We start from the raw sequence: 26,015 nt of genomic DNA, 5'->3' as shown, positions 1-26,015 counted from the left end.
TGCTTGTCGACGACATCCTCGTCCCCTACCTCGCAGGCACCCTCATCGTGGAGGGCACCGGGGCGGACGCCGCCGACTTCATCGACGAGTGGATGGCCGAGGAGATCCCCTTCCTCGGGCATCACCGCCCGTGGGAACGGGCCGACCGGATCATCCGGCCCGGTCAGAACTCCCCGGCCCCCGACTCCGGCTCCGGGTCGCGGTAGACGATGGAGCCGTCGATGACGATGGTGACGTTGTCGGAGACGAGCACCCCGCCGGATTCGAGCACGGTCTGGAACATGACGCCGTAGTCGCGGCGGTTGATCTCGGTGCGGGCCTCGAAGCCGACGCGGTACTTGCCGAAGGGGTCGATGTCCGCCCCGCCGAGGGTGAGGGTGAACACCTCGTGCCGGGCGATCCCCTTGAGTGTGAGGGTGCCCTCGACCTTGCCGTGCAGTTCATCGTCGAGCCAGGCGTTGGTGGACTCGAAGGTGATCTCGGGGTATTCGCGGACGTCGAGGAAGTCGGCGCTGCGCAGGTGGACGTCGCGGGGCGGCACGCCGGTGTTGATCGAGGATGCGCGGACTGTGGCGGTCAGCTTGAGGTCGTGGAGGTTCTCCCCGACGGAGAAGGTGCCCTCCCAGTCGTCGAACACGCCCCGGATCTTGGTCACCATGGCGTGCCGGGCCTCGATGTATACCGCGGTGTGGTCAGGGTCGATGTCGTAGTCACCCTGGAGGACGATCTGGGTCATGGCGTTCCTTGGAAATGAGAGGTCGATGGTCCGGACGTTTACGTTTCGATAACTATACATATCCCGGCGGCGGTGGTCACCGGGTCGGGTCGGCGGGCCAGTCCTCCGGCAGGTCATCGAACCCCGGCGGCGGCCACGGCGGCAGATCGGCCGGGTCGAGCGAGATCGGGGTGCGCGGCGACCAGTTCTCCGCCCAGGGTGCGCCCTGCGTGTCGATGGTCCGGGTGCCGTCGACGCTGGTCCACCCGCCCCCGCCGAACGAGCTCGCGGTCGCGGTGTGCTCCCCGTCCGTACGGATGAGGAAGGAACCGTCGACGACGGAGAAGATCTCCTTGTCCAGGTCCTCGATGAGGACGTCGGAACCGCTGTCGCACGCGTCGCAGGCGCACGAGGGGATGTCCGCGATCGGGTGCGGCGGGTCCGCGACCGCGACCTCAACCATCGGTGCCCGGCCGTTGTCGAAGATCCAGGCCGCCCCCTGCAGGTGCACCGGCAGCGCACCCGGTCGGCGCGGTGTGAGGGTGATCCGCCAGTCCTCCTCCCCCGTCCGCTCCCGCACCACGGTGGCCCAGCCGCGCTCCTCGAGGATCTGCGCCCAGGCCAGGCACCGGTGGATGATCATCCGGAACTTCCGCGGGTCGGCGCACACGCTGTAGTCCTCGTCGCGCGCACCATCCTCCGGGAACGGCCAGGACGGCGGGTCCTGCGCCCGGAATGCGGCCTCGACGTCCTCGAGCAGTGCCACGGCCTCCACCGTCAGCGGATCGTGCCCGCGGTTGTTGTGGTCGTTCCACCAGGTGGTCATGGGCCCAGGCTAGTATCGACGCCCGTGACCCGCGTTCTGGAACCCCTGCTCATCGACGCCGCCGACCCCGCCGCCGCCCTGCCCGCCCTGGAGGAGGCGATCGCCGGCCGGCGCACCCTGCTGCCGGTGCCGGTGCAGGATCCGGCGCGGACGGCGCTGCTCAAGGACTCCCAGCATGCGGGCCGCGCCATCGAACCCACGATCGCGCTGGTGGTGGCCACCTCCGGGTCGACCGGCACGCCGAAGGGGGCGCAGCTGACGGCGGTCAACCTCGTCGCGAGCGCAGATGCGACGCACCAGTTCCTCGGTGGGGAGGGCCTGTGGGTGCTGCCGATGCCGGCGCACCACATCGCGGGCATCCAGGTGCTGGTGCGGTCCCTGGTGGCGGGCGTCGATCCGATCTGTCTGGACCTGTCCACGGGGTTCCACATCGGTGCGTTCGCCCGGGCCGCGTCGGAGGCCGCGACGACGTCGGGCCGCGTCTACACCTCGCTGACCCCCATGCAGCTGGCGAAGGCGATGGACACGTTGCAGGGCATTGAGGCGCTGCGGGTCTTCGACGCGGTGCTGGTCGGTGGGGCGGCGATCAACCCGCGGCTGGCTCAGGCCGCGGCGGACCTGCAGATCACGGTGGTGGCCACGTACGGGTCCTCGGAGACCTCCGGCGGCTGTGTCTACGACGGCCGTCCGCTGCCCGGCGCGCAGGTGCGGGTGAGCGGCGGCCGCATCCACCTGGGTGGGCCGATGATCGCGCACGGCTACCGCAACCATGCGGGGCATGAGGCGTTCGCGGAGCCCGGCTGGTTCGCCACCTCGGACGCCGGGCGTATCGACGCCGGCGTGCTCACCGTCACCGGCCGCCTCGACGCCGTCATCGATTCCGGTGGGCTGAAACTCCAGCCGGAGGTGCTGGAGCAGGCGATGCTGCGGATCGCCGGGGTCGACGAGGTCTGTGTGGTGGGCATCCCGCATCCGCGGCTGGGCCAGGCCATCGTCGCCGCCTACACCGGCGCCGCGACGCCGGGTGAGGTCATCGAGGGCCTCGACGACCTGCCGCGGTGGCAGCTGCCGAAGGAACTGCGGCGGGTGGACGCGCTGCCGGTGACGGGGCCGGGGAAGGTGGACCGGCGCGGCGTCGAGAAGCTCTTCTAGTCTTCGCGGGCGGAGGCCTCGACGAGGGCGGCGATGTCGTCGTCGGTGTAGACGCGGGCGATCTGCTCGTCGTTGCCGCCCATGAGGGTGTTGCCGATGACCAGCGCACCACCCTGGGTGGTGGGCACGACCGCGAAGTTGCGGGGGTTGGAGTAGACCTGCCGGATGGGGTGGCCGGAGCGCAGGGCGCAGGCGTGGAGCCAGACATCGTCGGCCCGCGGCGTCAGCTCCATGAACTCCTCCCCCTGCGCGACGACGTGGGAGATGAAGGTCTCCGGGTAGAGCACCCCGGACACGCCGGTGGCGAAGTGCAGGTAGGAGGCGCGGGAGGTGTTCGCCGCCGTCCACTTGACGTAGGGCAGCAGCTGCCCGTCGCGCAGCTCGATGCGGTGGGCGCGGTAGGCGATGACCACGTCGCTGCGCAGGTCGCCGATGAACAGCAGACGCTGGAGGAACCACTCGGGGTAGATCATGTCGTCGTCGACGGTGGCCACCCGCACTCCCTGCCCCTCGACGGCGCGGAACTGGTTCCAGTACTTGGTGTGCGGGCCGTAGAGCCCGTCGGAGCGGCGGACCTGCAGGCCCCGGCGCACCAGACGGCGCAGGGTTTCGGCCAGGACGCCTCATAGTCCGCCGGGTCGAGCCACAGGATGATCGGCGCCTTGACGTACCCACGGGCGAGGGACTCGATGGTGTAGTGGACACGACGCAGGCGGTCGCCGTGGGAGGTCAGGGAGATGACCACGTCACCGTCGCCGGGGATCTTCGTCATGGCGAACCGGTTGTTCCAGGCCAGCGGGATCATCCGGAGCAGGGTGAAGAAGAAGCTCACGACCTGCCCCAGCACGTATCCGATCCACATGGGTGACCACTGTAACCCTCCACTCCCCCGAACGCGCACCGGGCGGGCCGATGGAGGACAATGGCCACCATGTCCTACTCCGCCACCCCCGGGACTGGTGGCAGGCCGCGCGCCCGCACACCTGGCCCAATGCCTTCGCCCCCGTCATCGTCGGTTCCGGTGCCGCCGCCTACGCCGGTGGTTTCTCCTGGTGGCGGGCGCTGCTCGCCCTCGTCGTGGCGTGGGCGCTGATCATCGGGGTCAACTACGCCAACGACTACTCCGACGGCGTCCGCGGCACCGACGAGGACCGCACCGGCCCGGCGCGCCTGACCGGCGGCCGGCTCGCCCGACCGGAGCACGTCAGACTGGTGGCCTTCGTGGCGTTCGGTGTCGCCGGGGTGGCGGGTGTCATTCTGTCGTTGGCCAGCGCCTGGTGGTTCATCCTCATCGGCGCGCTGTGCATCGCCGGCGCCTGGTTCTACACCGGCGGCAAGAACCCCTACGGCTACCTCGGACTCGGGGAGGTGGCGGTGTTCATCTTCTTCGGCCTCGTCGCCGTCCTGGGCACCCAGTACACCCAGCTCGGTGCCGTCACCTGGATCGGTGCGGGCTGTGCGGTGGGTATCGGCGCGATCTCCGCGGGCGTGAACCTGGTGAACAATCTCCGTGACATCCCGACGGACGCCGCCGCCGGCAAGATCACCCTCGCGGTGCGCCTGGGGGATGCCCGCACCCGCATCCTCTACGCCGTCCTGGCCGCGACGCCGTTCGTCATGTCGCTGATCATGGGCGCCGAACTCACCCCGTTGGTCGTCGCCGTCCTCGCCCTGCCCCTGGCGATCGCCGGGATGCTCACCGTCCTGCGCGGTACCAGCGGCCGCGAGCTCATCCCGGTACTGGGCACGACGGGTAAGGCGATGCTGCTGTGGGCCGTGATCACGGCCGCCGTCCTCGCGTTCAACGCCCCGGGGGTGTAGATGAGCGGGGTCATCACCGGGTTCGCCATCATCCTCGCCGTCATCGGCGTCGGTGTCCTGCTCGCCCGCTTCGGCGTGATCAACAACGACCGCGAACGGCTCGTGCTCAACCGCGTCGCCTTCTATGCCGCGTCCCCGGCGCTGCTGTTCACCTCGGTGGCGAACTCGGATGCGTCGACGTTGTTCTCCCCGGTCATCGTCGTCATCTTCCTGGCGACGGCCGCGACCTCCCTCATCTACATCCTCGCCTCGCTGGGCTTCTTCCGCCAGGATCTGCCCACCACGACGATGGGGGCGGCGTCGTCGAGCTACTTCAACTCGGTGAACATCGGGCTGCCGGTGAGCATCTACGTCCTCGGGGAGGCGACCTATGTGGTGCCGGTCCTGGTGCTGCAGATGGTGATCGTCACCCCGTTCATCCTCGCCGGGCTCGGTGCCGGCCCGGACGAGGGCGGCGGCCGGTCGACCGCCGCGAAGATCGGCGACTCCGTCCGCACCGCGCTGCTCTCCCCCATCGTGCTGGGCTCCTTCCTCGGGCTCATCGTGGCGGTGGCAGGCATCAGCATCCCCGCCCCGGTGATGACCCCGCTGGAGATCCTCGGCGGCGCGTCCATCCCGATGATCCTCATCAGCTTCGGCGCCTCCCTGCGCAACACCGCACCCCTGACCACCCCGGCGGACCGGCCCGGCACGATCGTCGCCACCGCCCTCAAGCTGGTGGGCATGCCCCTCATCGCCTGGCTCATCGGCCTGGGCATGGGGCTCGACGACACCCAGCTCTACGCCGCCGTCATCCTCGCCGCACTGCCGGCCGCCCAGAACGTGTACAACTACGCCGCCACCTACCAGCGCGGCATGATCATGGCGCGCGACACCGTCTTCCTCACCACCTTCGGCTCCCTGCCGGTCATGCTCGGCATCGCGCTGCTCTTCGGCCGCTGACCCTCACCCGGGGAGCAGGCCCGCGAGCCGGGCCATGCGCAGGCCGGTGTGCAGTTCCGCGCGCACCGCGCCGTCGGCGAGGTCACCGGCGATGACGGAACGCATCTTGTCCAGCCGGTAGTACAGCGTCGACCGGTGAATGCCCAGCTCACCTGCCGTGCGTCGGGCGTCACCGCCGGCGTCGAGGTACGCGGTGAGCGTGGCGATGAGGTCGGGCGAATCCACCGCCCCCAGCAGGTCCCGGACCACCGGGGGAAGGTCCGCGCGGGTGAAGGACTCCAGGGGCATCCGCGCCAGCGTGGCGTCCAGTCCCGCGGCATCCCAGGTGGTGACGGTTCCGTGGTCGCGCGGCGCCAACCAGGACGCCCGCCACGCCAGGCGGGCCTGTTCGAAGGACCGGGGAGCCTCCTCCAGTGCCATGAGGGTGCCCACCCCGGCGCGGACCGGCGTGACCTGCGGGTCGGCGAGAATCCGGACCAGGCGTGGCACGACGACCGGGCGGGGGAAGATGAGCACCCCGACCTGGTTGTCCAACACCCCGCCGACGACCGTCGCGGTCGAGGTCTCCCGCACGAAGCCGAGGGTGCGGGCCACGGCCTGCCCGGCCTTCTCATGGTCCGACGGCGCGGCCGTCCGGGGGTCGACGCCGAGCGCCACGGCGCAGTAGCTGGCGGAGGAGCTGAGGAACCGTTCGGCGATCAGGGCCTCGGCCGCCCGGGCCCGGACGGGGGCGTCGCCGGCGACCAGGTCGACGGTGAGCTCGTGGGCGCGGGCCGATCGTCCGGCCGCATTCTGCTGCCGGGCCTGGAGCAGGGCAGCCAGGCGTTCGGTGGCGTGGCCCAGCTCCGGCGGCGGGCTCCCTGTCGAGGGCAGGACGAGGTGGCCGACGATCTGCCGGCGGGCGTCGACGAGCCGGGTGAACAGGAGCGGGCCGACACCGGGAATCTCGATCACCTGCTGCGGGGTCCGCGACGTGCGCGGGCGTTCCCAGGAGTCGCTGTGGGTGAGCAGGTGCGCCAGCCGCCGACGGTCCTCCGGGGACTCGTGGATGGACCAGGCCACCGCCCTCATACCCGCGTCGAGGACGACGAGGCGGCAGCCGAGTTCCTCGGACAGGTCCTGAAGGGCGTCATCAAGTTCGGGTGAGCGGTCCACCCACCGGATCCTAGCGGAGCAGTCCGACAGAGTGTCGGAAATCTCGTCCCCGCATTGCCACATCGTGCCGATGAATCCACCCGTGCGTCACCCGTACGGTGCAGGACATGACTTCCCCACGCATCGCCATCATCGGGGCCGGCATCGGCGGCCTCACCCTCGCTGCGGAACTGCGCCGCCGCGGCCTCGACCCGCAGGTCTACGAGCAGGCCGCCGAGCTCCGTGAGGTCGGAGCCGCCGTCGCCCTCTCCGCCAACTCCACCCGATTCCTCCGCGACCGCCTCGGCATCGGGGCGGACCTCGCGGACAAGGCCGCCGACGTCGACGGGCTCATCTTCCGCGACGCCCGCGACGGCCGCACCATCGGCCGGGTGCTCTCCCGGGCGGAGTACCACGACCGCGCCGGCGCCCCCTACTACGGAGTCCACCGCGCGGACCTGCAGCTCATGCTCCGTACCGCCCTCGGCGACGACGCCATCCACCTGAACAAGAGGTGCGTGGACGTCGACGATTCGGGACAGTCCGCGATCGTCCACTTCGCCGACGGCGACCACGTCGAGGCCGACCTGGTCATCGGCGCCGACGGTGTCCGCTCGGGGCTGCGCCGCAAGATCCTCGGCTACCACGACGCCCAGTTCTCCGGCTGCTTCGCCTGGCGCGGCCTCGTCCCGCCGGAGCAGGTCCCCTCCCTCCCCGACCCGGAAGCCATCCAGTTCTGGCTGGGCCCCGGCGGCCACATGCTCCACTACCCCATCGGCAACGGGACGCAGAACTTCTTCCTCGTGCAGCGCCACCACGGGCCGTGGCCGGCCAAGCCCTGGGTCATCCCCGCCGAGGAGGGCGAGCACGTGCGCGCCGTGGAGAACTGGCACCCGGCGATCCGGGAGATGGTCGGCGCCGTCCCCGCCGCCGAGCGCTGGGCACTGTTCCACCGCCCACCGCTGCAGCACTGGAGCTCCGGACGCATCACCCTGCTTGGCGACGCCGCCCACGCCATGGTCCCCCATCACGGTCAGGGTGCGAACCAGTCCATCGAGGACGCCATCGTGCTCGCCGACTGCCTCATCGAGGGCCTCGCGGACGGCACCGGCTGGGACGCCGCCCGCCAGCGTTACCAGGATCTGCGCGTCGACCGGACCCGCCGGGTCCAGATCACCTCACTGGCCGCCGCCGACGTGTTCCACCTGCCCGACGGCCCACTCGCGGACGCCCGCAATGCCCGACTCGGCGCCCCGGACTTCTGGGAGAAGTCGATGGCGTGGATCCACGAGCACGTCGCCGCGCCTAGCGGGACTCCAGTTCGCGCTTGACCCAGTCCTTGCGCTCCCGGCGCTGGCGGGCCCGCTCCGCCACCGCCCGGGTGGCCTCCTCCCGCATGCCGCGGAACAGCAGCATCGACAGCGGCAGCGCGACGATGAGCGCCAGGAGGGCGGACATGACGAGGGGCACGGGGGCGTCGATAAGCACCGCGGCGAGCTGGATGACCACGGTGAGCACCAGGAACAACGCCAGCCGGGCGCCGCCGTATTTCAGCAGCGCGACATTGGCCCGCCGCTGCAGGGCCGGATCCACCTCCGGCGGGGCGGCGGCGGACTCAGGCTGCGGGGGCGTGTCAGGTGCGGTCACACCAGTAGAGCCTACTCAACCGCATTCCCCGGTTGCCAGGCACCGTAAGGTGGAATGCAGAAGGAGGAACTCATGGGACGTCTGCTGCTCATTCTGCTCATCATCGTCGCCGTCGTGCTGGTGTGGAAGGCCTTCGGGCCCAGCTCATGGAAGCGCAACCAGAAGGCCGGTGCCACTCCGCGCGCCATCAAGGGCCCGGACGATGACGAAGAGTTCCTGTGGAACATCGAGAAGGACCGTTTCAAGCAGCGCCGCGCCCGTGAGGCCGCCGCCCGCGAGGAAGAGGAGCGGGTCAGACGAGCCCGGGAACGCTACGTGGACGACGACGCCGCTGACCCCGGGCCGGGCACCGGGACCCCCGATTCACCGGAGAATCCGGACACCCCCGACACCCCGGACCCCGGCACCGATCCCACCGACGGGAACACCCGGCCATGACCCCGGCCGCCGTCACCGCCTGGGTCGAGGCCGACCGTGCCCTCGACCTGGCGGTGATGCGCGACCAGCTCGCCGACGACGTCCGGCTGACTTCCCCGCTCACCGACGGCTTCGACTTCCGGGGAGCCGACGAGGTGATGGCCGTGATGGCGGCCGCCTTCGAGCTGCTCGAGAATATTGACATCCGACGGGTCACCGGCGCGGACCGGGACTTCGCCCTCCACGGCACCGCGACGCTGCGGGGAGCCAACCTGGAGGAGATCCAGTGGCTCCATCTGTCGGCGGACGGGCTCATCGACGAGATCACCCTGTTCGTCCGGCCGATGCCCGCGGCCGTGGCGCTGCTCGCGTCAATCGGCCCGGGGCTGACCCGACGTGGCGCGATGGGACGGGTTGGCGCGCTCGCCTCCCGGGCGGCGGCCCCGCTGGCGGGGATCACCCAGACGCTGGAGACCCGGCTGATGCCCCGCCTGAAATAGGTCAGGCGTTAACGCTTCTCAGACCTGTCCGAGGTGTCCGCGAAGGTCATCTTCAGGCGCAGGGCCTGCGCGACCGCGGCGACCTTCTCCCAGCGCACCCCCGTGCCACCGTGCTCGATGGTGTGGAGCGTCGACCGGGACACTCCGGCCTCCGTCGCCACATCCTGCTGCAGACGCCCGAGGTCACGGCGCCGCTGGGCCAGCTGGCTGCCGAGCGCGATGAGTTCAGGGTCATCGCCCGCCGGCTTGCCGGTCTTGTTGCGGGGTGCTGACGTTCCGGTCATCACTGCCTCCCCTTGGTCGGGGTCTGGGACACTTCTTTTGCTTGTCACAACAAGCATAGTGTGTCCGACGTTATACCGGCAGGGGTGACGGTGGGATGTGACCCTGATGTGACCTCAGGAGACGCTCAGTTCAGTCCCGCTAGTTCAGTCCCGCGTAGGAGTGCAGGCCGGAGACGACCATGTTGATGAAGAACAGGTTGAAGATCATCGTGGCCAGGGCGACGATGTTGATCCACGCGGCACCGTGGTTACGCCAGCCGGCGGTGGCGCGGGCGTGGAGGTAGGCGGCGTAGAGGATCCAGGTGATGAAGGAGACGGTCTCCTTCGGGTCCCAGCCCCAGAACCGACCCCAGGCGGCCTCCGCCCAGATCGCGCCGAGGATGATGCCCAGGCCGAAGATCGGCAGGGTGAAGATGGCGGACTTGTAGGCCAGGGCGTCGAGCTTCTTCGCGGTGGGCAGCGGCTTGGCCACGGCACCGAAGAAGCCGTGCTCCTGCCCTTGGGCTGCCAGATGCGCAGCAGGTAGAGCAGGGAGGCGATGCCGGAGAGCATGCCGATCGACGCGCCGACGGAGACGGTGGTGACGTGGATGGGGAACCAGAAGGACTGCAGGGCCGGGACGACGGGGGCGGCGTCGGCGTAGAGCTTGGTGCCGCCGAAGAACATCAGGGCCAGGACCGGGACGAGCAGCCACGGCCAGACGATGCGCCATTCCTTGCGCTGGATGACCACGGCGGCGGCGATCATGGTGAAGGCGGTGATGACGAGGACGTACTCGTAGAGGTTGCCGAAGGGGAATCGTTCGGTGGCCAGGCCACGCAGCACCGCGGAGACGACGTGGACGATGATGCCCAGCCACACCAGCGCCTGGGCCATGCCGCCGATCCGGTCGGTGGCGGCCTCCCGCTGGCGGGCCTGTTCACGGGAGGGGACGGTGGTGTCGCCCACGGGGGCGTCGACACGCTCCCCGGTCGGGGACGCTCCCACGGTGACCAGTTCCCGCTCAGCGGCGAAGGCGCGGCGGGCGTCGATGACGCCCTGCATCTTCACGTAGTAGAACAGCGACAGCGCGAGGGCGGCGAAGTAGATGATCAGTGCCGTCACGAAGGCGGTGTCGGAGAAACTGGAGAGTGTCGTGTTGACAGGCATGGCGAGGTGGACACCTTCGGGGAGTCGGTGGAACAGGCGGAGTTACGTCTCGACGCTACCCCACCCTGCCTGGCGAATCCAACCCTCGGACCACCGGAACTCCGTCTTTCGGTGGATCAGCGGACGGGTTGTTCATCCAGGTCGGGGACGAGGTCATCGTCGTCGATCTCGTCCGGGTCCTCCAGGCCGAACAGGGCGCGGTGGATGTCCTCGAACTCGCCGCCCCAGCCGGCGCGGTCGGTGCGGGCGAGGCCACCCATCTCGACGCGGGTGACACCCTCGTCGACGGGGATGAGCCGGACCCAGATGCGGCGGCGGCGGATGAGCAGGGAACCGACGAGGGCGGCGAGCATCACGGCCGAGGTGACCAGCACCCAGGGCTGGAACGGATCGCGGGAGATCTGGTAGTTGGCGAACTCGCTGGCCCCGTCGAAGGTGACCTCGGTGCCGTCGTCTAGGGTGACGGACTCGCCCTGGGTGAGGTTGACGCGCTCGATCTTCTGCAGCTGCCCGGAGTGCAGGAGGGTGGGATCGAGGCTGAAGATCGACTGGGCCCGGCCGGTGTCCAGACCGGCGTCACCGCGGTAGACGTCAATGGCCACGGCCGGGTCACGCATGGCCGGGTAGCTGGAGGTGAGCAGTTCACCGTTCTCACCCGACCATTCGGCCGTCGGGGCGAACAGGCCCTGGATGGCGATCTGGTTCTGGCGGCGGTCGAACAGGTCCGGGTACATGCCGGCGGGCGGATCGAAACGCATGACGCCCGAGGAGAGGAAGAAGGTGGGGTCGTCCGGGCGCCACTGGATGGTCTGCGTGCGGGTCTCACCGTTGGGCCACGTGACCGTGAAGGTGGGGGCGTAGCCGTGGCCCTGCAGGTAGACGCGGTCACCGGCGACACGCAGCGGGTGATTGACCTTGAGCTCGTAGTCGGTCCACTCCTCGGTCGGGGTGAGGATGTCGTCGCCGACGGCGTAGGAGATGTTCGAGGTGAACATCTCGGCCTGGCCGTTGGGCAGGTAGTCGGCGGCGAAGTCGTGGGCGTCGAAGCAGAAAGTGGTCAGGCCGGTGCCGTCGAACAGGGGCCCGGCGCGGAAGGAGTCGTAGTTGGCGGTGGAGGTGTTGCAGAACTCGGTGCTCTGGGTGATCTCCGGGGTCTCGTAGTTGCCGGATTCGGTGACCACGATGACGTGGCCCTCGTAGTAGACCATCCGGCCGGCGGCGATGGTGATGAGCATGCCCACCAGACCGAGGTGGAACAGGAGGTTGGCCAGTTCGCGGGTGTAGCCGCGTTCGGCGGCGAGGGAGAAGGCGCCGGCCCGGTCGTCGTCGGGCTGGTACTCGGCGACGTGCCACTTCTTCAGCAGCCCGCGGGCGTCGTCGGCGACCTCGGCCATCGGTTTGTCGATGGTCCCCTCGGCGTGCAGCGGCAGCCGCCCGAGGTTCTTCGGTGCCCGGGTCGGCGGTGTCTTCATCGCCTGGTAGTGGTCCCAGGTCCGCGGCAGGATGCAGCCGATGAGGGAGAGGGTGAGCAGGAGGAAGATGGCGGCGAACCAGGTGGACTGGAAGACGTCGAAGAGCTGGAGCCGATCGTAGATCTCGGCGAGGCGGCCGTTGTTGGCGATGTACTCCGCCACGTTCTCCTCATTGAGGCTGCGCTGCGGCAGCAGGGCGCCGGGGATGGCGGCGATGGCCAGCAGGAACAGCAGAGCCAGTGCGGTACGCATGCTGGTCAGCCAGTGCCAGGCCTTCTTGAGGTACGTCCAGACGGTGCGCATCGCGTTAACTTTCCACTCCTGAATTGTTGGTGCTGGTCGGTGCCGACGGTCAGATGAGCGTCGCGCCGTACTCGACGGTCCACTGCCGGACGACGTTGATGAAGTGCGCCCACGCGCCGGACAGCAGGGCGATGCCGACAAGGATCATGAGCACGCCGCCGATGATCTGGATGGTGCGGGAATGCCGGCGCAGCCAGTCGACCGACCGCATCGCGCGGGCGGAGCCGAGGGCGATGAGCAGGAACGGCAGGCCGAGGCCGAGGCAGTAGCCGATGATGAGGATGACGCCGCGGGCGGCGGTCATGCCCTCGGTGCCGGCGGAGACGGAGATGATCGCGGCGAGCGTCGGCCCGAGGCACGGGGTCCAGCCGAGGGCGAACACGCCGCCGAGCAGCGGGGCGCCGACCCAGGTGGTCCAGCGTTTCGGCGCCATGCGGGTGTCGCGCTGCAGTGCGGGGACCATGCCCATGAACACGATGCCCATGAGGATGGTGATCACCCCGCCGATCCGCATGAGGGTCTCCGCGTTGAGGGTGAGCAGGCTGATCGCCCCGAACACCGTCACCGTGGCCAGCACGAACACGACGGTGAAGCCGAGGATGAACAGCAGTGCGGCACCCGCCACCGCCCACTGGCGCTTCTTTGCGACGACCGCGCCGTGTCTCTCATCGACCCGCATCTCACCGCCGACGATTCCCGCCAGGTAGGACATGTACCCCGGCACCAGCGGCACCACACACGGGGAGGCGAAGGACACCAGTCCCGCCGCGGCGGCGGCGAGGATGCCCAGCAGCAGTGGGCCGGAGGCGGCGGCGTCGGCGAACTGCTGGCCGATGCCCTGCGCCAGGACGACGTCGACCACCAGGGCCTCCTGCGCCAGCGGTAGGGCGACGTCGAGAATGTCCTGCGAGGTGACCTCGCGGAGGAACACCGCGGCGGGGCGGTGCTCGGTGTCGAGGACGATCGTCGTCGGGATGACCGAGGTGGGCACGCCACCGAGGGCGGCGGCGGTGCGGAACGGCGGATCGTAGATCGACGGGTAGGTCAGGCCGTTGTCGGTGATGAAGTCCTGCGCGATGGTCTGGTTGTAGTCGCGGACGTTGATGCCCAGCACGGTGCCGCCGAGGGGCTCGAGTTCCTCCTGGATGACCTGCAGGTCATCGGCCTCGGAGCGGCAGGGCGCACACCACTGGCCCCAGGCGTTGAGGACGACGACCTCGCCGGCGTAGTCGTCGAGGCTGATCGTCTCCCCCTCGTCCATGAGAGATTCACCGCTGAAGTCCGGGAGCGGGGCGCGCTCGTCCTCGGCGTAGAAGATCTCGGTCTGCCCGCCGGGCGAGTGGAACTGGAAGGTGCCGCCGACGGCGACGGCGTTCTGCGCGCTGTCGGAGTCGGTGGTGCAGGCGGTGAGGGTCAGGGCCGCCGTCGCGACGACCGCCGCGGCTGCTGCTCTGGTGCGGCGCATGCTCAGATGTCCTTCGCGGGGGTGGAGTAGAAGATGTCGGTGATCTCGTCGTCCTGGAACACCAGGGAGGTCACGGACGCCAGGTCGCATTCGCGGCTGGCGTGCGCGAGCGGCAGACCACGGACGGCGCGCTGGACCATGACGATGGGCAGCTGGTGGCTGACGAGGATGGCCTCGTGGCCTTCCGCGCGGCGGCGGACCTTCTCCACCGCGCCCATCATGCGCTCGGCGATGTCGACGTAGGCCTCACCCCAGCTCGGCTCGAAGGGGTTGAGCATGAGCGGCCAGCGCACCGGGTTCCACAGCTGGGAACGCCAGCCCTTGGTGCGCAGCCCCTCGAAGCGGTTACCGGCCTCGACGATCTCGTCGACGGTGTCCACCTCCAGGCCCGTGATCTCGGCGACGACCTCGGCGGTCTCCTGCGCGCGCTGCAGCGGGGAGGCCGCGAGATAGGTGACGTCATGGTCCTCGAAGGAGCGGGCGGTGCGCGCCGCCTGGGAACGGCCCCGGGCCGACAGGTGGTAGCCCGGCAGGGTTCCGTAGAGGATCTTCGTCGGGTTGTGGACCTCACCGTGACGGACGAGGTGGACGATCGTGGTGCTCATGGCGGGGTTCCTTTAGGCGGTTGCGGCGGCGGCGGCCTTCGCGGCGGGGACGAGTGCGTCCTCGATCCGCTTGAAATCATCGTCCGTCAGCGCGGTGGACACAAACCAGGTCTCGAACGCGCTCGGCGGGGCGTAGACCCCGTGGTCGAGCAGCGCATGGAAGAACGCCGGGAACCGGAAGGTGTCGGCGGCCTTCATCTCGTCGAAGTTGTGGCCCTGCCCCTCGGCGAAACGGATGGACAGCATGGTGGCGGCGCGCTGGATGTGGTGTGCCACACCCTCGCGCTGAAGGGCGGTGGAGATGAGCCCGGCCAGGCGGTCGGCGTTGGCCTCGAGCACCGGGTAGATGTCCTCGGAGGCCAGTCGCAGGGACGCCATGCCCGCGGCCATGGCGACGGGGTTACCCGACAGGGTGCCCGCCTGGTAGACGGGGCCGGTGGGGGCCAGGTGCTCCATGATGTCGCGGCGGCCACCGAACGCGGCGGCGGGCAGACCACCGGAGACGACCTTGCCGAAGGTGGTGAGGTCACCGGCCACCCCGTCCACCCCGAACCAGCCGGAGTGGGAGGTGCGGAAACCGGTCATGACCTCGTCGAGGATGAGCAGGGCACCGTCGGCGTGGGCGATCTCCTTCAGTGCGGCGTTGAAGCCGTCCTGCGGGGCGACGGTGCCCATGTTGCCCGCGGCGGCCTCGGCGATGATGCAGGCGATCTCCCCCGGGTGCTCCGCGAATGCGGCCTTGACCGCCTCCAGGTCGTTGTAGGGCACGACGATGGTGTCGGCGGCCGAGGCCCCGGTGACACCCGGCGAGTCCGGCAGGGCGAAGGTGGCCACCCCGGAACCGGCGGCGGCGAGCAGGGCGTCGACGTGGCCGTGGTAGCAGCCGTCGAACTTGATGATCTTCGGTCGACCTGTGAATCCGCGGGCCAGCCGGACGGCGGACATGGTGGCCTCGGTACCGGAGTTGACCAGGCGGACCTCCTCCACGCTGGTGCGGTCGACGATCATCTGGGCCAGCTCGGTCTCCGCGTTGGTCGGCGCGCCGAAGGAGAGTCCCTTCGTCACCGCCTGCTGCACGGCCTCGACCACCTCGGGGTGGGCGTTGCCGTGGATCATCGGGCCCCAGGAGCAGACGAGGTCGACGTACTCGTTGCCGTCGACGTCACGCAGCCGGGACCCGGACGCGGACTCGATGAAGCGGGTCTGGCCGCCGACGGAACCGAAGGCCCTCACCGGCGAGTTCACGCCACCGGGGATGAGCGCGCGGGCGCGATCGAAGGATCGGGCGGACGCAGTCGTGTGGGCCGAGGTCACATCAGCGGAAGTCATGGCTCCCCATTGTAGGGGGTGGTCCGGGGTAGTCCATATGGTGGGGGTCACCTGTCCGCCGGACCCACCAACCGGCCCGGAACCTCCCGCAATGCCGCCGGGTGGGCGGTCGCCGTCGCCTCGGAGCGGGCGGCCGGGAACTGCTCCCGGATCTCCTGCACCCGGGTGTTGAGCCCGGGTCAGCTGGCGAGTTTGAGGCCCACGATGCCTCCGACGACCATGAGCAGGAAGAGGATCTTCAGGGCGCTGACGGCTTCCTGCCCGGTGACGAAGGAGTAGATGACGGCCAGGGAGGCACCGACGCCGACCCACACGGCGTAGGCGGTGCCCAGTGGGAGGGTCTTGAGCGCCCAGGCGAGCCCGCCCATGGAGATGATGAGGGCGACGACGAAGACGATGGAGGGGCCGAGGCGGGAGAAGCCGGCGGACTTGTCCAGGGCGACAGCCCACACGGCCTCGAAGGCGCCGGAGAGAAGCAGAATGATCCACGAGATGGTCACGACAGTGTCTTTCTGGCCGTCTTGTCGCGACTCCGGGTACGGCTCCCTCGTCCGGGCCCGGCCACCACGGCCGGGCTACGCCTGATCAGCCTAGCAAACGGGTGGCGGCGGCGCGGGCGTCCGCGATGACGGCGGGGACACCCACTCCGCCGGTCCAGGCGCCGGTGACGTCGATGCCGGGGGCGTCGGTAAGCGCGGTGCGGACGGTGTCGACGGTGGCCAGGTGCGTCTCGTCGTAGCGCGGGAGGCCGCCGAACCAGCGCTGGACGTAGATCTCGGCGAGGCCGGCGGCGCGGCCGTCGAAGCCGGTGAGGGTCTCCAGGTCGTCGAGGGCCCAGTCGACAAGTGCGTCCTCGTCGGCGCGGACGATGGCGTCGTCGCCGAAGCGGCCGAAGCTGGCACGGACGAGGGCGCCGCCCCGCTCCCCCAGGTGCGGCCACTTCTTCGAGGAGAGGGTGAAGGCCTTCGCCTGGACCTCGGGCTCGTCCGCGGCGACGAGGATGCCGGAGTTCTCCGGCAGCCCCTCGGCGGAGTCGAACTTCATGCCCACCACGGCGGAGGAGGCGAGCTTGACGGCCTTGAGGGCCTCGGCGGCGGCGGGCACCAACTGGCGCAGCAGCATGGCGGTGGTGGGGGCCGGGGTGGCCAGGAGCACGCGGTCGTACGTGCCCTCCCCACCGCCGGTGATGGTGAAGCCGCCGACGCCGCGGGTGATGCCGGAGACGAAGGCGTCGAGGTGGATGTCGGCACCCGAGGCCTCGGCGAGGGCCTCGTAGAACTGGGCGTAGCCGCCACGGAAAGTGGCGAACACCGGCGCCGGCACCGCCCCCGGCGCGGGGGTGGGGCGGGCGGCCTCGCAGCGGGCGACGGCACCGGAGAGGGTGACCTTCTCCCCTGCCTCGGCCAACTCGTCCAACGCGACGGCCAGCTGCGGGATGGTGGCGCGGATGCCCAGGTCGTCGGCCTGGCAGGAGTACACGCCGCCGAGCAGGGCGGAGACGACGCGGTCGGCGACCTCGTCGCCGTAGCGTTCGCGGACCAGGCGGCCGACGCTCATGTCACCACCGACCTGCCAGGGGATGCTGTCCTGGTCACCCTCGGCGTCGATACGCGCGGCGGTGTCGGTGGAGACGAGGTGGGCGACGGGGGCGGAGGTGGCGGGGATGCCCATGACGCCGCCGGCCGGCAGATCGTGGACGGTGCCGCCGGAGTAGACCAGGGAGCGCAGGCCGGAGGGGTGGACGAGTTCGTCGCCCAGGCCGAGGGACGCCACATACTCGACGGCGTCCTGTCGCCGGGCGAGGAACGCCTCGGCGCCCATGTCGGTGGGGCCGGACTCGAAGGGGACGGTGAACAGCTTGCCGCCGATACGGTCCTCGGCCTCGAGGACGTCGATGTGGGCGTCCGGGTCGGCGCGGCGAATCTCCACGGCGGCGACGAGGCCGGCGAGGCCGGCGCCGATGATGGCGTAGCGCACTAGTGCTCCTCGTGGATGATGGCGACGGTCTCGGTGATGGCCTCGGCGGGGGTGTTCGGCAGGACACCGTGGCCGAGGTTGAAGATGTGGCCGGTGGCGTCGCCGGCGTCGATGGCGGCGGCGGCCTCGGCCTTGATGCGGGCGACCTCCTGGGACAGGACGGTGCGGCCGGCGAAGAGCATGGCCGGGTCGAGGTTGCCCTGGAGGACCTTCGGGCCGGAGGCGGCGGCGATGCGGGTGGCGGCGACGTCGAGCGGGACGCGCCAGTCCACGCCCATGACCTCGGAGCCGGCCTCGCTCATGGCGCCGAGGATCTCGCCGGTGCCCACGCCGAAGTGGATGCGCGGGATGCCGGCGTCGTCGATGGCGCGGAGGATCTCGGTGGAGTACGGCAGGACGAACTCGCGGTAGTCGCGTTCGGTGAGGAATCCGGCCCAGGAGTCGAACAGCTGCATGGCGTCGATGCCGGCGTCGATCTGCAGCTGGAGGAAGCGGATGATCGTCGGGGTCAGGCGCTGCATGAGGGCGTGCCAGGTCTCCGGCTCCGCGTGCATCATCGCCTTGGTGGTCTCGTGGTTCTTGCTCGGCCCACCCTCGACGAGGTAGCTGGCCAGGGTGAAGGGCGCGCCGACGAAGCCGATGAGGGCCTGGGTGTCGGTGAGCTCGTCGAGGATGATCCCGATGCCGCGGGTCACCTCGTCCACGTCCTGCTCGAGGATCGGGAGCTTGTCGACGTCCGCGCGGGTCCGGATCGGCGCATCCATCACGGGTCCGCGTCCGGGGACGATCTCCACGCCGACGCCGGCGGCCTTGAGCGGCACGACGATGTCGGAGAAGAGGATGGCGGCGTCGACGTCGTGGCGGCGCACCGGCTGGAGGGTGATCTCGGCGAGCAGTTCCGGCATGAAGCAGGAGTCGAGCATGTCGATTCCCTCGCGCACCTGGCGGTACTCGGGCAGGGAACGCCCGGCCTGGCGCATGAACCACACCGGGGTGCGGGTGGGGGTGCGGCCGGCGGCGGCGTCGAGAAGCGGGGCGTCGTGGAGGCTACGGCGTGTCATGTCCCCCATTGTGGTCCACCGGCGGGTGGAACACGAACCGCCGGGCCCCTAGCGGGGGAAGTTGCGGGCGCTGTTGGAGCGGGCCTCGATGAGCAGGGAGGACCCCAGCATGAGGACGGTGGCGGCCATGGGGTGGAGGATGCCGGCGACCGACGCCGCCAGGGCGAGGCCGTTGTAGGTCCAGGCGAAGATGATGTTGTGGTCGATGATCCGGCACACGCGACGGGCGTGCCAGATCAGCTGCGGCACGGCGGAGACATCCGGGCGCAGGACGATGACGTCCACGTCCGCGTGGCCGGACTGGGCGACCCGGTCGACCTGGTCGTCGGTGCCCATGAGGATGCCCACGTCCGCCACCCGCAGGGTGTCGGTCACCGAGACGTCACCGACCATGGCCACCGTCGCCCCGCGGGTGTGCAGTGCCCGGACCGACTGCGGCTTCTTCGCCGGGGCGATGCCCGCGAGAACCTGGTCGATGCCGATGCGGTCGGCGAAGCGGCGGGCCACCGGATAGGTGTCCCGGCTGAGCATGACGGTGTCCACCCCGAGATCGTCGAGCTCGGTGATGGCGTCCTGCGCGTCGTCCTTGACGGTGTCGTGGAGGGTGATCACTCCCCGGTCCCGGCCCTTCCACCGCACCACCAGGGGGGTGCCGCCGGACACCGCGGCCGCCGCCAACCGGCCGTGCAGCTCCGACATGTTCTGCGGCCGCCACAGCCGCGCCTCCACCTGGGTGAGGTGGACGCTGCCGTCGGCCTCCGCCAGGGGCAGGTCGATGAGTCCGGTGAATCCGCCCTCGGAGTCGACCTCCGCGTGGGTGACGTCGATCCAGTGCGGGATCTCCTCCCCGCCTGCGCCGGCGTCGCGCGCCTCCCGGGCGGCACGGACCAGGGCCCGGGAGACGGGGTGGTCGGATTCCAGCGCCAGGGCGCCGGCGACCCGGAGGATGAGTTCGGGGTTCTCCCCCCGGTCGGCGGTCACGGTCTCCACGGTCATGTCCGTCTCCGCGAGGGTGCCCACCCGGTTGAACACCACCGTGTCCACCGTCTCGGTGCGGCGGATGGTCGCGCCGTCCCGGAAGAGCACCCCGTTGCGGGCCGCCGACTCGACACCGTGGCGGATGGCCAGGGCCGGGGACAGGGCGATCGCCACCGGGGCGACACTCGCCAGCACCGCGAGGGCGGTGGCGAAGGCGGCGTTGAAGTTGCCGGCGATGAGCACCCACAGGGCGAAGTCGAGCGCCGCCACCCCGAGGGCGGCCGGGATGAGCAGGGAGGCGGTGCGGGTGGACAGCAGGGTCGACTGGTTCTGCTTCCGGTTCGCGTCCGAGACCCACTGGTGGATGGCGGCCAGGCGGGTGCGGTGGCCGGTGTAGACCACGCGGACCTTGATCCGGCCGTCGAGGTTCCGGGTGCCGGCGTAGACGTAGGAGTTGACCTTGACGGGCTCCCGGTCGACCTCACTGGTGGCGATCATGCTGCGTTCGACCGTGCAGGCACCACCGACGACCACGCCGTCGACCGGGATGATCTCCCCGGCGGTGACCACGACGTCATCGCCGACGTTGACCTCCTGCAGGGGGATCCGCTCATCCGCCGGCGCGCTTCCCGGCCCTCGGCCCTTGGGGACGACGAGCACGGGATGGTGCGGCCCCGGGCGGCGGGCGTCCACCTCGTCGAGCAGGCTGCCCCGGGTACGCATGGTGAGCAGCCGGCCGGCCAGGAGCAGGACGGTCATGCCGCAGGCGACGTCGAGGAACAGCTCACCGTCGGTGATCCGGGAATGGCGGAAGGCGAACCACTCCGGGTGGGAACGCCAGTCGAGGTCCCCGGCGGAGGTGAGCAGCAGCATGACCAGGGACCAGACCACGGCCGCGATGATGGCCACCGAACTGGCGCCGTCGAGGGCCGTGAGCCCGCGGCGCAGCCCACCGACCAGCGCCCGGTGGAAGGGCCACGCACACCAGGTGACCACCGGGGTGGCCAGCGCCAGGCTCGCCCACTGCCAGCCGTCGAACTGCCAGTCCGGGAAGTAGGCCATGATGAGCACCGGGATGCTCAGCAGCAGGGCGATGACCAGGCGGGTGGGCGTGAGCAGTTCCCGGGCGGTGAACAGGACGTCGTCCGGGTGGGCGGTCTCCGGTTCACGCAGGCGGTCGAGCTCGGAGTCGAGGAAGCCGGCGCGGCGGGCCCGTTCGAGGAGACGCGCCTCCTCCTCGATGTGGCGGCGGATCTTCCAGGAGGGGCCGCGGCGGGGGCTGCGTTCCCGACGGTCCCGGCGGTCGGTGCGCTGGGCCAGCCCCTCCCCCGGCATCGCGCGGAGCACGCGGCGGCGCAGGGACAGGTCGGTGAGCACCGCGGTGATGCCGAAGCCGGCGATGATCTCCACGAGGACGTCCGGGTCGACGGTGTCGGGGGCGGTGATCCAGGCGGTGGCTTTGGGGTAGACGATGCGGGCACGGACGCCGGGCACGGCCTCGAGGGCGATCTCCATGTCGGCGACGTCCGGGGCGTTGGTCAGTCCCTCGAGTTCGAAGCCGTAGGAGACCTTGGGGCGGTCGGCCGGGTCGATGTCGGGATCATCACCGCGGGCGTCCCGGTCGCCGAAGCCGGCGGCGTCGGCGGCGCTGCGGGCCTCGGCGATCGCGGCGGTCACCTGATCGGCGTTGCGTTCCATGTCTGGAAGATTAGTGCTCCGCGTCGGTTTTGTATGCCACGTAGTGGTTGGCGTCCGGGCGGAACATGAGGAACGCGGCCAGGGCCAGCAGAATCACGATGAGGATCATGGCCAGCCCGCCGACCTGGATGGCGAAGGCGACGACGTTGAGGAACACCGCCAGCGCGATGACCACGAGGAGGATCCGACGCGAGAGGCGGCTGCCGGACCTCAACTGCGCGGCGAGCGCGGCGATGAGCAGGCCGGTGATGATGTTGGCGATACCGACGAAGCGGAGGTTGCCACGGAAGGCCTCGATGAGGTCCCGGCCGGCCCCGGGGTTGGCGTCGCTGGCGGCCTGCGGGTTCTCCGTGAGCATGACCAGGCCGGCGAGGACCATGACGATGGCGGCGGCGACACTGAGCCAGTAGCTCCACCGCAGCGAGGCTGGCCAGGTGTCGGGGTCACCGGCCGGGGTGCGGGGCCGACGGTTGGGGTCGTTCGGGTCGGCGTACATGCCGGGGAACATGCTGGGCACGGGGTCAGTCCCTCCCCGGCTTGTCGGAGTCGATCTCACGGGTCCACCGCATGGTCTCGACCCGGAAGGAGAAGACGAGGCCGAGGATCGCGGCGACGCCGACGAGGATCTGCAGGCTGCCGTCGATGAGGTAGAAGATGACGGGGACGTCCCCGCCGCCGGCGGGCGCCATGAACAGCAGCAGGATGCGCAGGCCGAAGTAGATGCCGAAGAACAGCAGCAGTCGGCGGGCGGTGCCGGCGTGCCTCGAGCGGCGTTTGATCAGGGTGAGTCCCCAGGCGAGCAGGCCCATGATGAGCAGGCCCATGACGCCGATGAGGATGACCGAGGCGTAGGCGCTGGCGGTGACGGTGGCCTCGCCGAGGTTGGCGATCTCCTCGTCGCTCAGGCCTTCCCGGGCCATGGCGAGCAGCGGCGCGGGGTCGATGAGCGCGATGACGACGTTGAGGATCTGGTGGAGGACCTCACCTCCGATGGCCAGCGACCACAGCAGCAGGAGCAGCCGGATGGTCTCGGGCATCTCGGGCCTGCCGTCGGCGGGCGGCGTCGTCTCCGCCCCCGCGCGGGTGTCCAGTCCGGTCGTCGTCTCCGACATCAGCGGCCCCCGATAAGCCGGGCGGCGTCGGTGGCGAAGTAGGTGAGGATCTGGTCCGCGCCCGCGCGCCTGATGGAGGTCAGCGACTCCATCATCACGGCGTCGAGGTCGACCCAGCCGTTGCGGCCGGCGGCCTGGATCATCGCGTACTCGCCACTGACCTGGTACGCGGCGACGGGCACCGGGGAGGTCTCGGCGACGGCGTGGAGCACGTCGAGGTAGGGCAGGGCGGGCTTGACCATGACGAAGTCGGCGCCCTCGTCGATGTCGAGCTGGACCTCGAGCAGGGATTCGCGCAGGTTGGCGGGGTCCTGCTGGTAGGTGCGGCGGTCCCCCTGGAGGGAGGAGCCGACGGCCTCGCGGAAGGGGCCGTAGAAGGCGGAGGCGTACTTCGCGGAGTAGGCCATGATGGCCACGTCCTGGTGCCCGGCCTCGTCGAGTGCCTCCCGGATGGCGAGCACCTGGCCGTCCATCGCCCCGGAGGGGGAGACGATGTGGGCGCCGGCGTCGGCCTGCGCCACGGCCATCTGCTGGTACAGCGGCAGCGTCGCGTCATTGTCGACGACCGCCCGTCCCCACCGGTCCTGCCTCACCACCCCGCAGTGCCCGTGGTCCGTGAACTCGTCGAGGCAGGTGTCGGCCATGATGAGCAGGTCCTCGCCGAACTCCTCCCGCAGTGCGGCCAGCGCCCGGTTGAGGATGCCCTCCTCCTGCCAGGCCTGGGAGCCGTCGGCGTCCTTGTCCGCGTCGGTGGGCACGCCGAACAGATCGACGCAGCGCACCCCGGCGTCGAGCGCCTCGTGCGCGGCCCGCTTGAGCGAGTCGAAGGTGTGCTGGTTCACGCCCGGCATGGAGGAGATCTCCCGCGGGGTGTCGATGCCGTCGGCGATGAACATCGGCAGGATGAGGTCGGCGGGTCGCAGAGTGGTCTCCGCGACGAACTCGCGCATCGCCGCGTTCCGCCGCAGCCGGCGGGGGCGACGCGAAGGGATCGGGGTGGACAGCGGGGACGGGGAGTTGGAGGCCACGGGGGCTACTGGTCCTTCCTCAGGGGGCGGGGTCTCGGCCCACCCCATCGTAGGTGCTATTCCGACGCCGGTTCCGCGACGACGGCACCGGCCTCGGTGGCCACCTCCGGGGCAGCCTTGCGGCGGGCGCGGCGCTTCTTGCGCGGCGGCGGGAGCTGACCGGCCGCACGCAGGCGTGCGACGTGGGCCGCGAGGGCGTCGACAAGCTCGGGGACCTCGGCGATCTCCGGCTCCACGTCGACCCGCAGCCCCATCTCGCGCGCGGTGGCGGCGGTCATCGGGCCGATGCAGGCGATGATGGTGCGCTGGTGCGGCTTGCCGGCGATGCCGACGAGGTTCTTCACCGTCGACGAGGAGGTGAAGCACACGGCGTCGAAGCCACCGGACTTGATCATCTCGCGGATCTCCGCCGACGGCGGGGCGGCGCGGACGGTGCGGTAGGCGACGACATCGTCAACCTCCCAGCCCGCCTCGTGCAGGCCGTCGACGAGGACGTCGGTGGCGATGTCCGCCCGCGGCAGCAGCACGCGTCCCACCGGGTCGAGGTCCTCGACGTACTCGGGGAACACCTCGACCAGGCCCGCGGCGTTCTGCTTCGTCGCCGGGGGCAGCAGCTCCGGGGTCATGCCCAGGGCACGGATGGCGTCGGCGGTCTTGGAGCCGACGGCGGCCAGGTGCACACCGGCGAAGGCGCGGGCGTCGAGGCCGATCTCGTTGATCTTCTCCCACACCGCGGACACGGCGTTGACGGAGGTGAACACGATCCACTGGTAGCGACCCTCGACGATGCCCTTGATGGCGCGTTCCATCTGCGCCGGGTTCCGCGGCGGCTCCACCGAGATGGTGGGCACGGACTGCGGGATCGCCCCGTAGGAGGACAGGCGGGCGCTCATCGCGGCGGCCTGCTCCTTGGTGCGCGGCACGAGGACGCGCCAGCCGTACAGCGGGCGGTTCTCCCACCAGGAGTACTTGGTGCGGTCGTCGACACCCTTGCCCAGGGTGACCACCAGCTGGCCCGGCAGCTCGGCGTCGAGCCGGCCGAGGGTGCCCAGGGTGGCATCGTGGGTGCGCTGCAGGCGGGTGGTGCCGTTGACGGTGACGGACACCGGGGTGTCCACGCTCATGCCGCGGGTGATCAGCTCGGTGGCGATGGTCTCCAGGTCCGCGGCACCGGCCTGGAGCACGAGCGGCTCCGGGGCACTGACCAGCTGGTCCCAGTCCACCCCGCCGCCGGTGACATCGGTCTCCGTGTAGGTGGAGCCCAGGGCGATGCCGGCGAAGGACGGGACCGTCGACGGCAGGGACATGCCCGGCACGACCTGGAACTCCAGGCCCGCGGCGGCGACGGCGGCGATCTCCGCCATCGTGGAGTCCCGGGTCAGCGGGTTGCCGGAGACCAGACGGATGACATCCCCCTCGGCCTCGGCGAGGGCCTCGGACAGCTGCGTGGCGATGAACGCCGGATCAGTGCTCACCGGTTCCCGGATGTCCGCGGCCGTCGGCGGCGCCGGACGCGGCGGCCGACGACGGGCACCCGCCTCCTTCGCCTCCGCGCAGATACGCTCGTACTCCGCCTCCGCGGCGGCGAGACGCTCCTTCGGCACCGGGAGAGCGGCAGCGACGACCTCACGTACCCCTGGGAGCACTGCCTCGTCGGTGACGGCGACGGAGGTGGTGGAGAGCACCTCACGCGCGCGGACGGTCAGCAGATCGGGGTTACCGGGGCCAGCGCCGACGAAGACGACCTTTCCCGGCTGGGAGGTCTGGGGGACCATGCTCATACGGATCTTTTCTAATGTCGGGCCCGCCGCCATGAAACGGGCCGGAAATGGTTTGTCACAACAGGTCAGGACACAAATGCACGCCCATCGCAGCGGTGTGCCCCCGGCCGGTGACGGCGTAAAAAGGGGGCCATATCGCTCACGGGGCGTCCACCGTGTGGTATCTACACCATAAATTAGAGGGGCCGGAATACGAAAAACGGTGACCGGGGTGCTCTGCCCCCTACCCGGCCCTCAGCCGACCGTCAGCCGACCACGCGGGAGAGTTCGTGGGCGTAGTCCCGCGCCTTCGGGGTGGAGATGATGATGCGGTTGACCGTCACCGAATCCAGCTCGAGGATGATGCCCGGGCCGGCGCCGTGGCACACCGAGAAGGTGCTGGCCCGGGTGCCGTCGGCGGCGGTGAAGGTGCCGGTGTTGGTCAGCCCCCGGATGCGGGTGCCCGGGGCCCGGCGCAGCGAGTCCCGGGTGCTGGCGACGGCGCAGGCGTCCTCGACGACCTCCACCGCGGTGATAGCGCGGGTGGGGATGGTCAGGTGCGAGCGACGGGCGGCGAGCTTCTCCCACCAGTCGAGCAGGACGGTGACCTGCCGGTCGTTGATCTTGAGAACGGCCATGG

The 26,015-nt window shown here is 70.3% G+C and carries 25 protein-coding genes, 3 pseudogenes and 1 riboswitch; of the genes and pseudogenes, 7 read left to right on the top strand and 21 right to left on the bottom strand.

Annotated features, from left to right (window positions below):
* The first annotated feature begins 47 nt into the window (after window positions 1–47).
* Entirely contained in the window at window positions 48–206 is a 159-nt protein-coding gene (locus QP029_RS05625; RefSeq protein ID WP_284875832.1) for a hypothetical protein, read from the top strand.
* Here the strand turns inward: QP029_RS05625 and QP029_RS05620 are convergent.
* Both QP029_RS05620 and QP029_RS05615 read right to left on the bottom strand, forming a co-directional pair.
* The gene (locus tag QP029_RS05620; RefSeq protein ID WP_284875831.1) at window positions 164–736 is read right to left on the bottom strand and encodes a YceI family protein; all 573 of its coding nucleotides are present in this window, start codon (window positions 734–736) and stop codon (window positions 164–166) included. The two genes, QP029_RS05625 and QP029_RS05620, sit on opposite strands and share 43 nt — an antisense overlap.
* Window positions 737–812: 76 nt before the next feature.
* A complete protein-coding gene (locus tag QP029_RS05615) occupies window positions 813–1,541 on the bottom strand; it encodes a DUF6226 family protein (RefSeq protein ID WP_284875830.1) in 729 nt (242 codons plus the stop codon).
* Window positions 1,542–1,565: 24 nt separating this feature from the next.
* Here QP029_RS05615 and menE point away from each other — a divergent pair, with 24 nt between their 5' ends.
* Complete coding sequence (gene menE / locus QP029_RS05610; protein WP_284875829.1) at window positions 1,566–2,693, top strand: o-succinylbenzoate--CoA ligase; 1,128 nt, start codon at window positions 1,566–1,568, stop codon at window positions 2,691–2,693.
* On the opposite strand, the pseudogene QP029_RS05605 reads toward menE, so the two are convergent.
* A pseudogene (locus tag QP029_RS05605) lies at window positions 2,690–3,555 on the bottom strand (glycosyltransferase). The gene menE and the pseudogene QP029_RS05605 overlap by 4 nt on opposite strands.
* A gap of 50 nt (window positions 3,556–3,605) precedes the next feature.
* Between QP029_RS05605 and QP029_RS05600 the strand changes: the two are divergent.
* Together QP029_RS05600 and QP029_RS05595 are read left to right on the top strand one after the other, a co-directional pair.
* On the top strand, window positions 3,606–4,514 hold the full coding sequence (locus tag QP029_RS05600; protein ID WP_284876165.1) for a 1,4-dihydroxy-2-naphthoate polyprenyltransferase: 909 nt from the start codon (window positions 3,606–3,608) through the stop codon (window positions 4,512–4,514).
* Window positions 4,515–5,456: an AEC family transporter gene (locus QP029_RS05595; RefSeq protein WP_284875828.1), complete on the top strand. Its 942-nt coding sequence runs from the start codon at window positions 4,515–4,517 to the stop codon at window positions 5,454–5,456. It begins immediately after the preceding gene.
* 3 nt (window positions 5,457–5,459) lie between these two features.
* On the opposite strand, the gene QP029_RS05590 is transcribed toward QP029_RS05595, so the two are convergent.
* Entirely contained in the window at window positions 5,460–6,611 is a 1,152-nt protein-coding gene (locus QP029_RS05590; protein WP_284875827.1) for a PucR family transcriptional regulator, read from the bottom strand.
* A gap of 107 nt (window positions 6,612–6,718) precedes the next feature.
* On the opposite strand from QP029_RS05590, the gene QP029_RS05585 reads away from it, so the two are divergent.
* Window positions 6,719–7,921: an FAD-dependent monooxygenase gene (locus QP029_RS05585; RefSeq protein WP_284875826.1), complete on the top strand. Its 1,203-nt coding sequence runs from the start codon at window positions 6,719–6,721 to the stop codon at window positions 7,919–7,921.
* Here the strand turns inward: QP029_RS05585 and QP029_RS05580 are convergent.
* Window positions 7,896–8,237 (bottom strand): DUF4229 domain-containing protein, encoded by a 342-nt coding sequence (locus QP029_RS05580; protein ID WP_284875825.1) that lies wholly within the window; start codon window positions 8,235–8,237, stop codon window positions 7,896–7,898. The two genes, QP029_RS05585 and QP029_RS05580, sit on opposite strands and share 26 nt — an antisense overlap.
* Window positions 8,238–8,309: 72 nt before the next feature.
* Here QP029_RS05580 and QP029_RS05575 point away from each other — a divergent pair, with 72 nt between their 5' ends.
* Window positions 8,310–8,675: a hypothetical protein gene (locus tag QP029_RS05575; protein ID WP_284875824.1), complete on the top strand. Its 366-nt coding sequence runs from the start codon at window positions 8,310–8,312 to the stop codon at window positions 8,673–8,675.
* Window positions 8,672–9,154 (top strand): nuclear transport factor 2 family protein, encoded by a 483-nt coding sequence (locus QP029_RS05570; protein ID WP_284875823.1) that lies wholly within the window; start codon window positions 8,672–8,674, stop codon window positions 9,152–9,154. Before QP029_RS05575 ends, QP029_RS05570 begins: the two co-directional genes overlap by 4 nt.
* Window positions 9,155–9,162: 8 nt before the next feature.
* Here the strand turns inward: QP029_RS05570 and QP029_RS05565 are convergent, their stop codons facing one another.
* The 16 genes and pseudogenes from QP029_RS05565 to QP029_RS05490 all read right to left on the bottom strand — a co-directional run bounded on the left by QP029_RS05565 (window position 9,163) and on the right by QP029_RS05490 (window position 26,013).
* Window positions 9,163–9,438 (bottom strand): helix-turn-helix domain-containing protein, encoded by a 276-nt coding sequence (locus QP029_RS05565; protein WP_284875822.1) that lies wholly within the window; start codon window positions 9,436–9,438, stop codon window positions 9,163–9,165.
* 139 nt (window positions 9,439–9,577) lie between these two features.
* A pseudogene (ccsB, locus tag QP029_RS05560) lies at window positions 9,578–10,587 on the bottom strand (c-type cytochrome biogenesis protein CcsB).
* 116 nt (window positions 10,588–10,703) lie between these two features.
* Window positions 10,704–12,362, bottom strand: coding sequence for a cytochrome c biogenesis protein ResB (locus QP029_RS05555; protein WP_284875821.1), 1,659 nt, complete (start codon window positions 12,360–12,362; stop codon window positions 10,704–10,706).
* Between the two features lie 49 nt (window positions 12,363–12,411).
* Window positions 12,412–13,224, bottom strand: a complete 813-nt coding sequence (locus tag QP029_RS05550; protein WP_284876164.1) for a cytochrome c biogenesis CcdA family protein — start codon at window positions 13,222–13,224, stop codon at window positions 12,412–12,414.
* 138 nt (window positions 13,225–13,362) lie between these two features.
* Window positions 13,363–13,623 (bottom strand): annotated as a pseudogene (locus tag QP029_RS05545) (TlpA disulfide reductase family protein); the annotation flags it as partial.
* Window positions 13,624–13,829: 206 nt separating this feature from the next.
* Entirely contained in the window at window positions 13,830–14,432 is a 603-nt protein-coding gene (locus QP029_RS05540; protein WP_284875820.1) for a histidine phosphatase family protein, read from the bottom strand.
* 12 nt (window positions 14,433–14,444) lie between these two features.
* Window positions 14,445–15,761, bottom strand: coding sequence for a glutamate-1-semialdehyde 2,1-aminomutase (gene hemL, locus QP029_RS05535; protein WP_284875819.1), 1,317 nt, complete (start codon window positions 15,759–15,761; stop codon window positions 14,445–14,447).
* A 179-nt stretch (window positions 15,762–15,940) separates the two neighbouring features.
* A complete protein-coding gene (locus QP029_RS05530) occupies window positions 15,941–16,255 on the bottom strand; it encodes a DMT family transporter (protein WP_284876163.1) in 315 nt (104 codons plus the stop codon).
* Between the two features lie 17 nt (window positions 16,256–16,272).
* Window positions 16,273–16,340, bottom strand: a riboswitch (guanidine-III (ykkC-III) riboswitch).
* 6 nt (window positions 16,341–16,346) lie between these two features.
* The gene (locus tag QP029_RS05525) at window positions 16,347–17,738 is read right to left on the bottom strand and encodes a protoporphyrinogen oxidase (protein ID WP_284875818.1); all 1,392 of its coding nucleotides are present in this window, start codon (window positions 17,736–17,738) and stop codon (window positions 16,347–16,349) included.
* Entirely contained in the window at window positions 17,738–18,799 is a 1,062-nt protein-coding gene (hemE, locus tag QP029_RS05520; RefSeq protein ID WP_284875817.1) for a uroporphyrinogen decarboxylase, read from the bottom strand. The genes QP029_RS05525 and hemE overlap by 1 nt, the downstream gene beginning before the upstream one ends.
* Before the next feature lie 48 nt (window positions 18,800–18,847).
* Window positions 18,848–21,475 (bottom strand): heavy metal translocating P-type ATPase, encoded by a 2,628-nt coding sequence (locus QP029_RS05515; protein ID WP_284875816.1) that lies wholly within the window; start codon window positions 21,473–21,475, stop codon window positions 18,848–18,850.
* Between the two features lie 10 nt (window positions 21,476–21,485).
* Window positions 21,486–21,992: a hypothetical protein gene (locus tag QP029_RS05510; RefSeq protein WP_284875815.1), complete on the bottom strand. Its 507-nt coding sequence runs from the start codon at window positions 21,990–21,992 to the stop codon at window positions 21,486–21,488.
* 4 nt (window positions 21,993–21,996) lie between these two features.
* Window positions 21,997–22,587: a hypothetical protein gene (locus QP029_RS05505; protein ID WP_284875814.1), complete on the bottom strand. Its 591-nt coding sequence runs from the start codon at window positions 22,585–22,587 to the stop codon at window positions 21,997–21,999.
* Window positions 22,587–23,537, bottom strand: a complete 951-nt coding sequence (hemB, locus tag QP029_RS05500; RefSeq protein ID WP_284876162.1) for a porphobilinogen synthase — start codon at window positions 23,535–23,537, stop codon at window positions 22,587–22,589. The genes QP029_RS05505 and hemB overlap by 1 nt, the downstream gene beginning before the upstream one ends.
* A gap of 134 nt (window positions 23,538–23,671) precedes the next feature.
* Window positions 23,672–25,396: a bifunctional uroporphyrinogen-III C-methyltransferase/uroporphyrinogen-III synthase gene (locus QP029_RS05495; RefSeq protein WP_284875813.1), complete on the bottom strand. Its 1,725-nt coding sequence runs from the start codon at window positions 25,394–25,396 to the stop codon at window positions 23,672–23,674.
* A gap of 245 nt (window positions 25,397–25,641) precedes the next feature.
* Complete coding sequence (locus QP029_RS05490; RefSeq protein WP_284875812.1) at window positions 25,642–26,013, bottom strand: hypothetical protein; 372 nt, start codon at window positions 26,011–26,013, stop codon at window positions 25,642–25,644.
* Between the last annotated feature and the right edge of the window lie 2 nt (window positions 26,014–26,015).

Origin of the sequence: Corynebacterium suedekumii, assembly GCF_030252185.1 — a bacterium.
Lineage (GTDB): Bacteria > Actinomycetota > Actinomycetes > Mycobacteriales > Mycobacteriaceae > Corynebacterium > Corynebacterium suedekumii.
Note: the sequence above shows the minus strand (reverse complement) of the source record. Positions and strands in the feature narration are given on the sequence as shown.

What these genes read in the sequence shown, in the direction of transcription:
- QP029_RS05620 (WP_284875831.1), bottom strand. Translation starts at nt 736, where the DNA reads ATGACCCAGATCGTCCTCCAGGGTGACTACGACATCGACCCTGACCAC.
- QP029_RS05615 (WP_284875830.1), bottom strand. Translation starts at nt 1,541, where the DNA reads ATGACCACCTGGTGGAACGACCACAACAACCGCGGGCACGATCCGCTG.
- QP029_RS05600 (WP_284876165.1), top strand. Translation starts at nt 3,606, where the DNA reads ATGGAGGACAATGGCCACCATGTCCTACTCCGCCACCCCCGGGACTGG.
- QP029_RS05595 (WP_284875828.1), top strand. Translation starts at nt 4,515, where the DNA reads ATGAGCGGGGTCATCACCGGGTTCGCCATCATCCTCGCCGTCATCGGC.
- QP029_RS05585 (WP_284875826.1), top strand. Translation starts at nt 6,719, where the DNA reads ATGACTTCCCCACGCATCGCCATCATCGGGGCCGGCATCGGCGGCCTC.
- QP029_RS05575 (WP_284875824.1), top strand. Translation starts at nt 8,310, where the DNA reads ATGGGACGTCTGCTGCTCATTCTGCTCATCATCGTCGCCGTCGTGCTG.
- QP029_RS05570 (WP_284875823.1), top strand. Translation starts at nt 8,672, where the DNA reads ATGACCCCGGCCGCCGTCACCGCCTGGGTCGAGGCCGACCGTGCCCTC.
- QP029_RS05565 (WP_284875822.1), bottom strand. Translation starts at nt 9,438, where the DNA reads ATGACCGGAACGTCAGCACCCCGCAACAAGACCGGCAAGCCGGCGGGC.
- QP029_RS05555 (WP_284875821.1), bottom strand. Translation starts at nt 12,362, where the DNA reads ATGCGCACCGTCTGGACGTACCTCAAGAAGGCCTGGCACTGGCTGACC.
- QP029_RS05540 (WP_284875820.1), bottom strand. Translation starts at nt 14,432, where the DNA reads ATGAGCACCACGATCGTCCACCTCGTCCGTCACGGTGAGGTCCACAAC.
- hemL (WP_284875819.1), bottom strand. Translation starts at nt 15,761, where the DNA reads ATGACTTCCGCTGATGTGACCTCGGCCCACACGACTGCGTCCGCCCGA.
- hemE (WP_284875817.1), bottom strand. Translation starts at nt 18,799, where the DNA reads ATGACACGCCGTAGCCTCCACGACGCCCCGCTTCTCGACGCCGCCGCC.
- QP029_RS05515 (WP_284875816.1), bottom strand. Translation starts at nt 21,475, where the DNA reads ATGGAACGCAACGCCGATCAGGTGACCGCCGCGATCGCCGAGGCCCGC.
- QP029_RS05505 (WP_284875814.1), bottom strand. Translation starts at nt 22,587, where the DNA reads ATGTCGGAGACGACGACCGGACTGGACACCCGCGCGGGGGCGGAGACG.
- hemB (WP_284876162.1), bottom strand. Translation starts at nt 23,537, where the DNA reads ATGCGCGAGTTCGTCGCGGAGACCACTCTGCGACCCGCCGACCTCATC.
- QP029_RS05495 (WP_284875813.1), bottom strand. Translation starts at nt 25,396, where the DNA reads ATGAGCATGGTCCCCCAGACCTCCCAGCCGGGAAAGGTCGTCTTCGTC.
- QP029_RS05490 (WP_284875812.1), bottom strand. Translation starts at nt 26,013, where the DNA reads ATGGCCGTTCTCAAGATCAACGACCGGCAGGTCACCGTCCTGCTCGAC.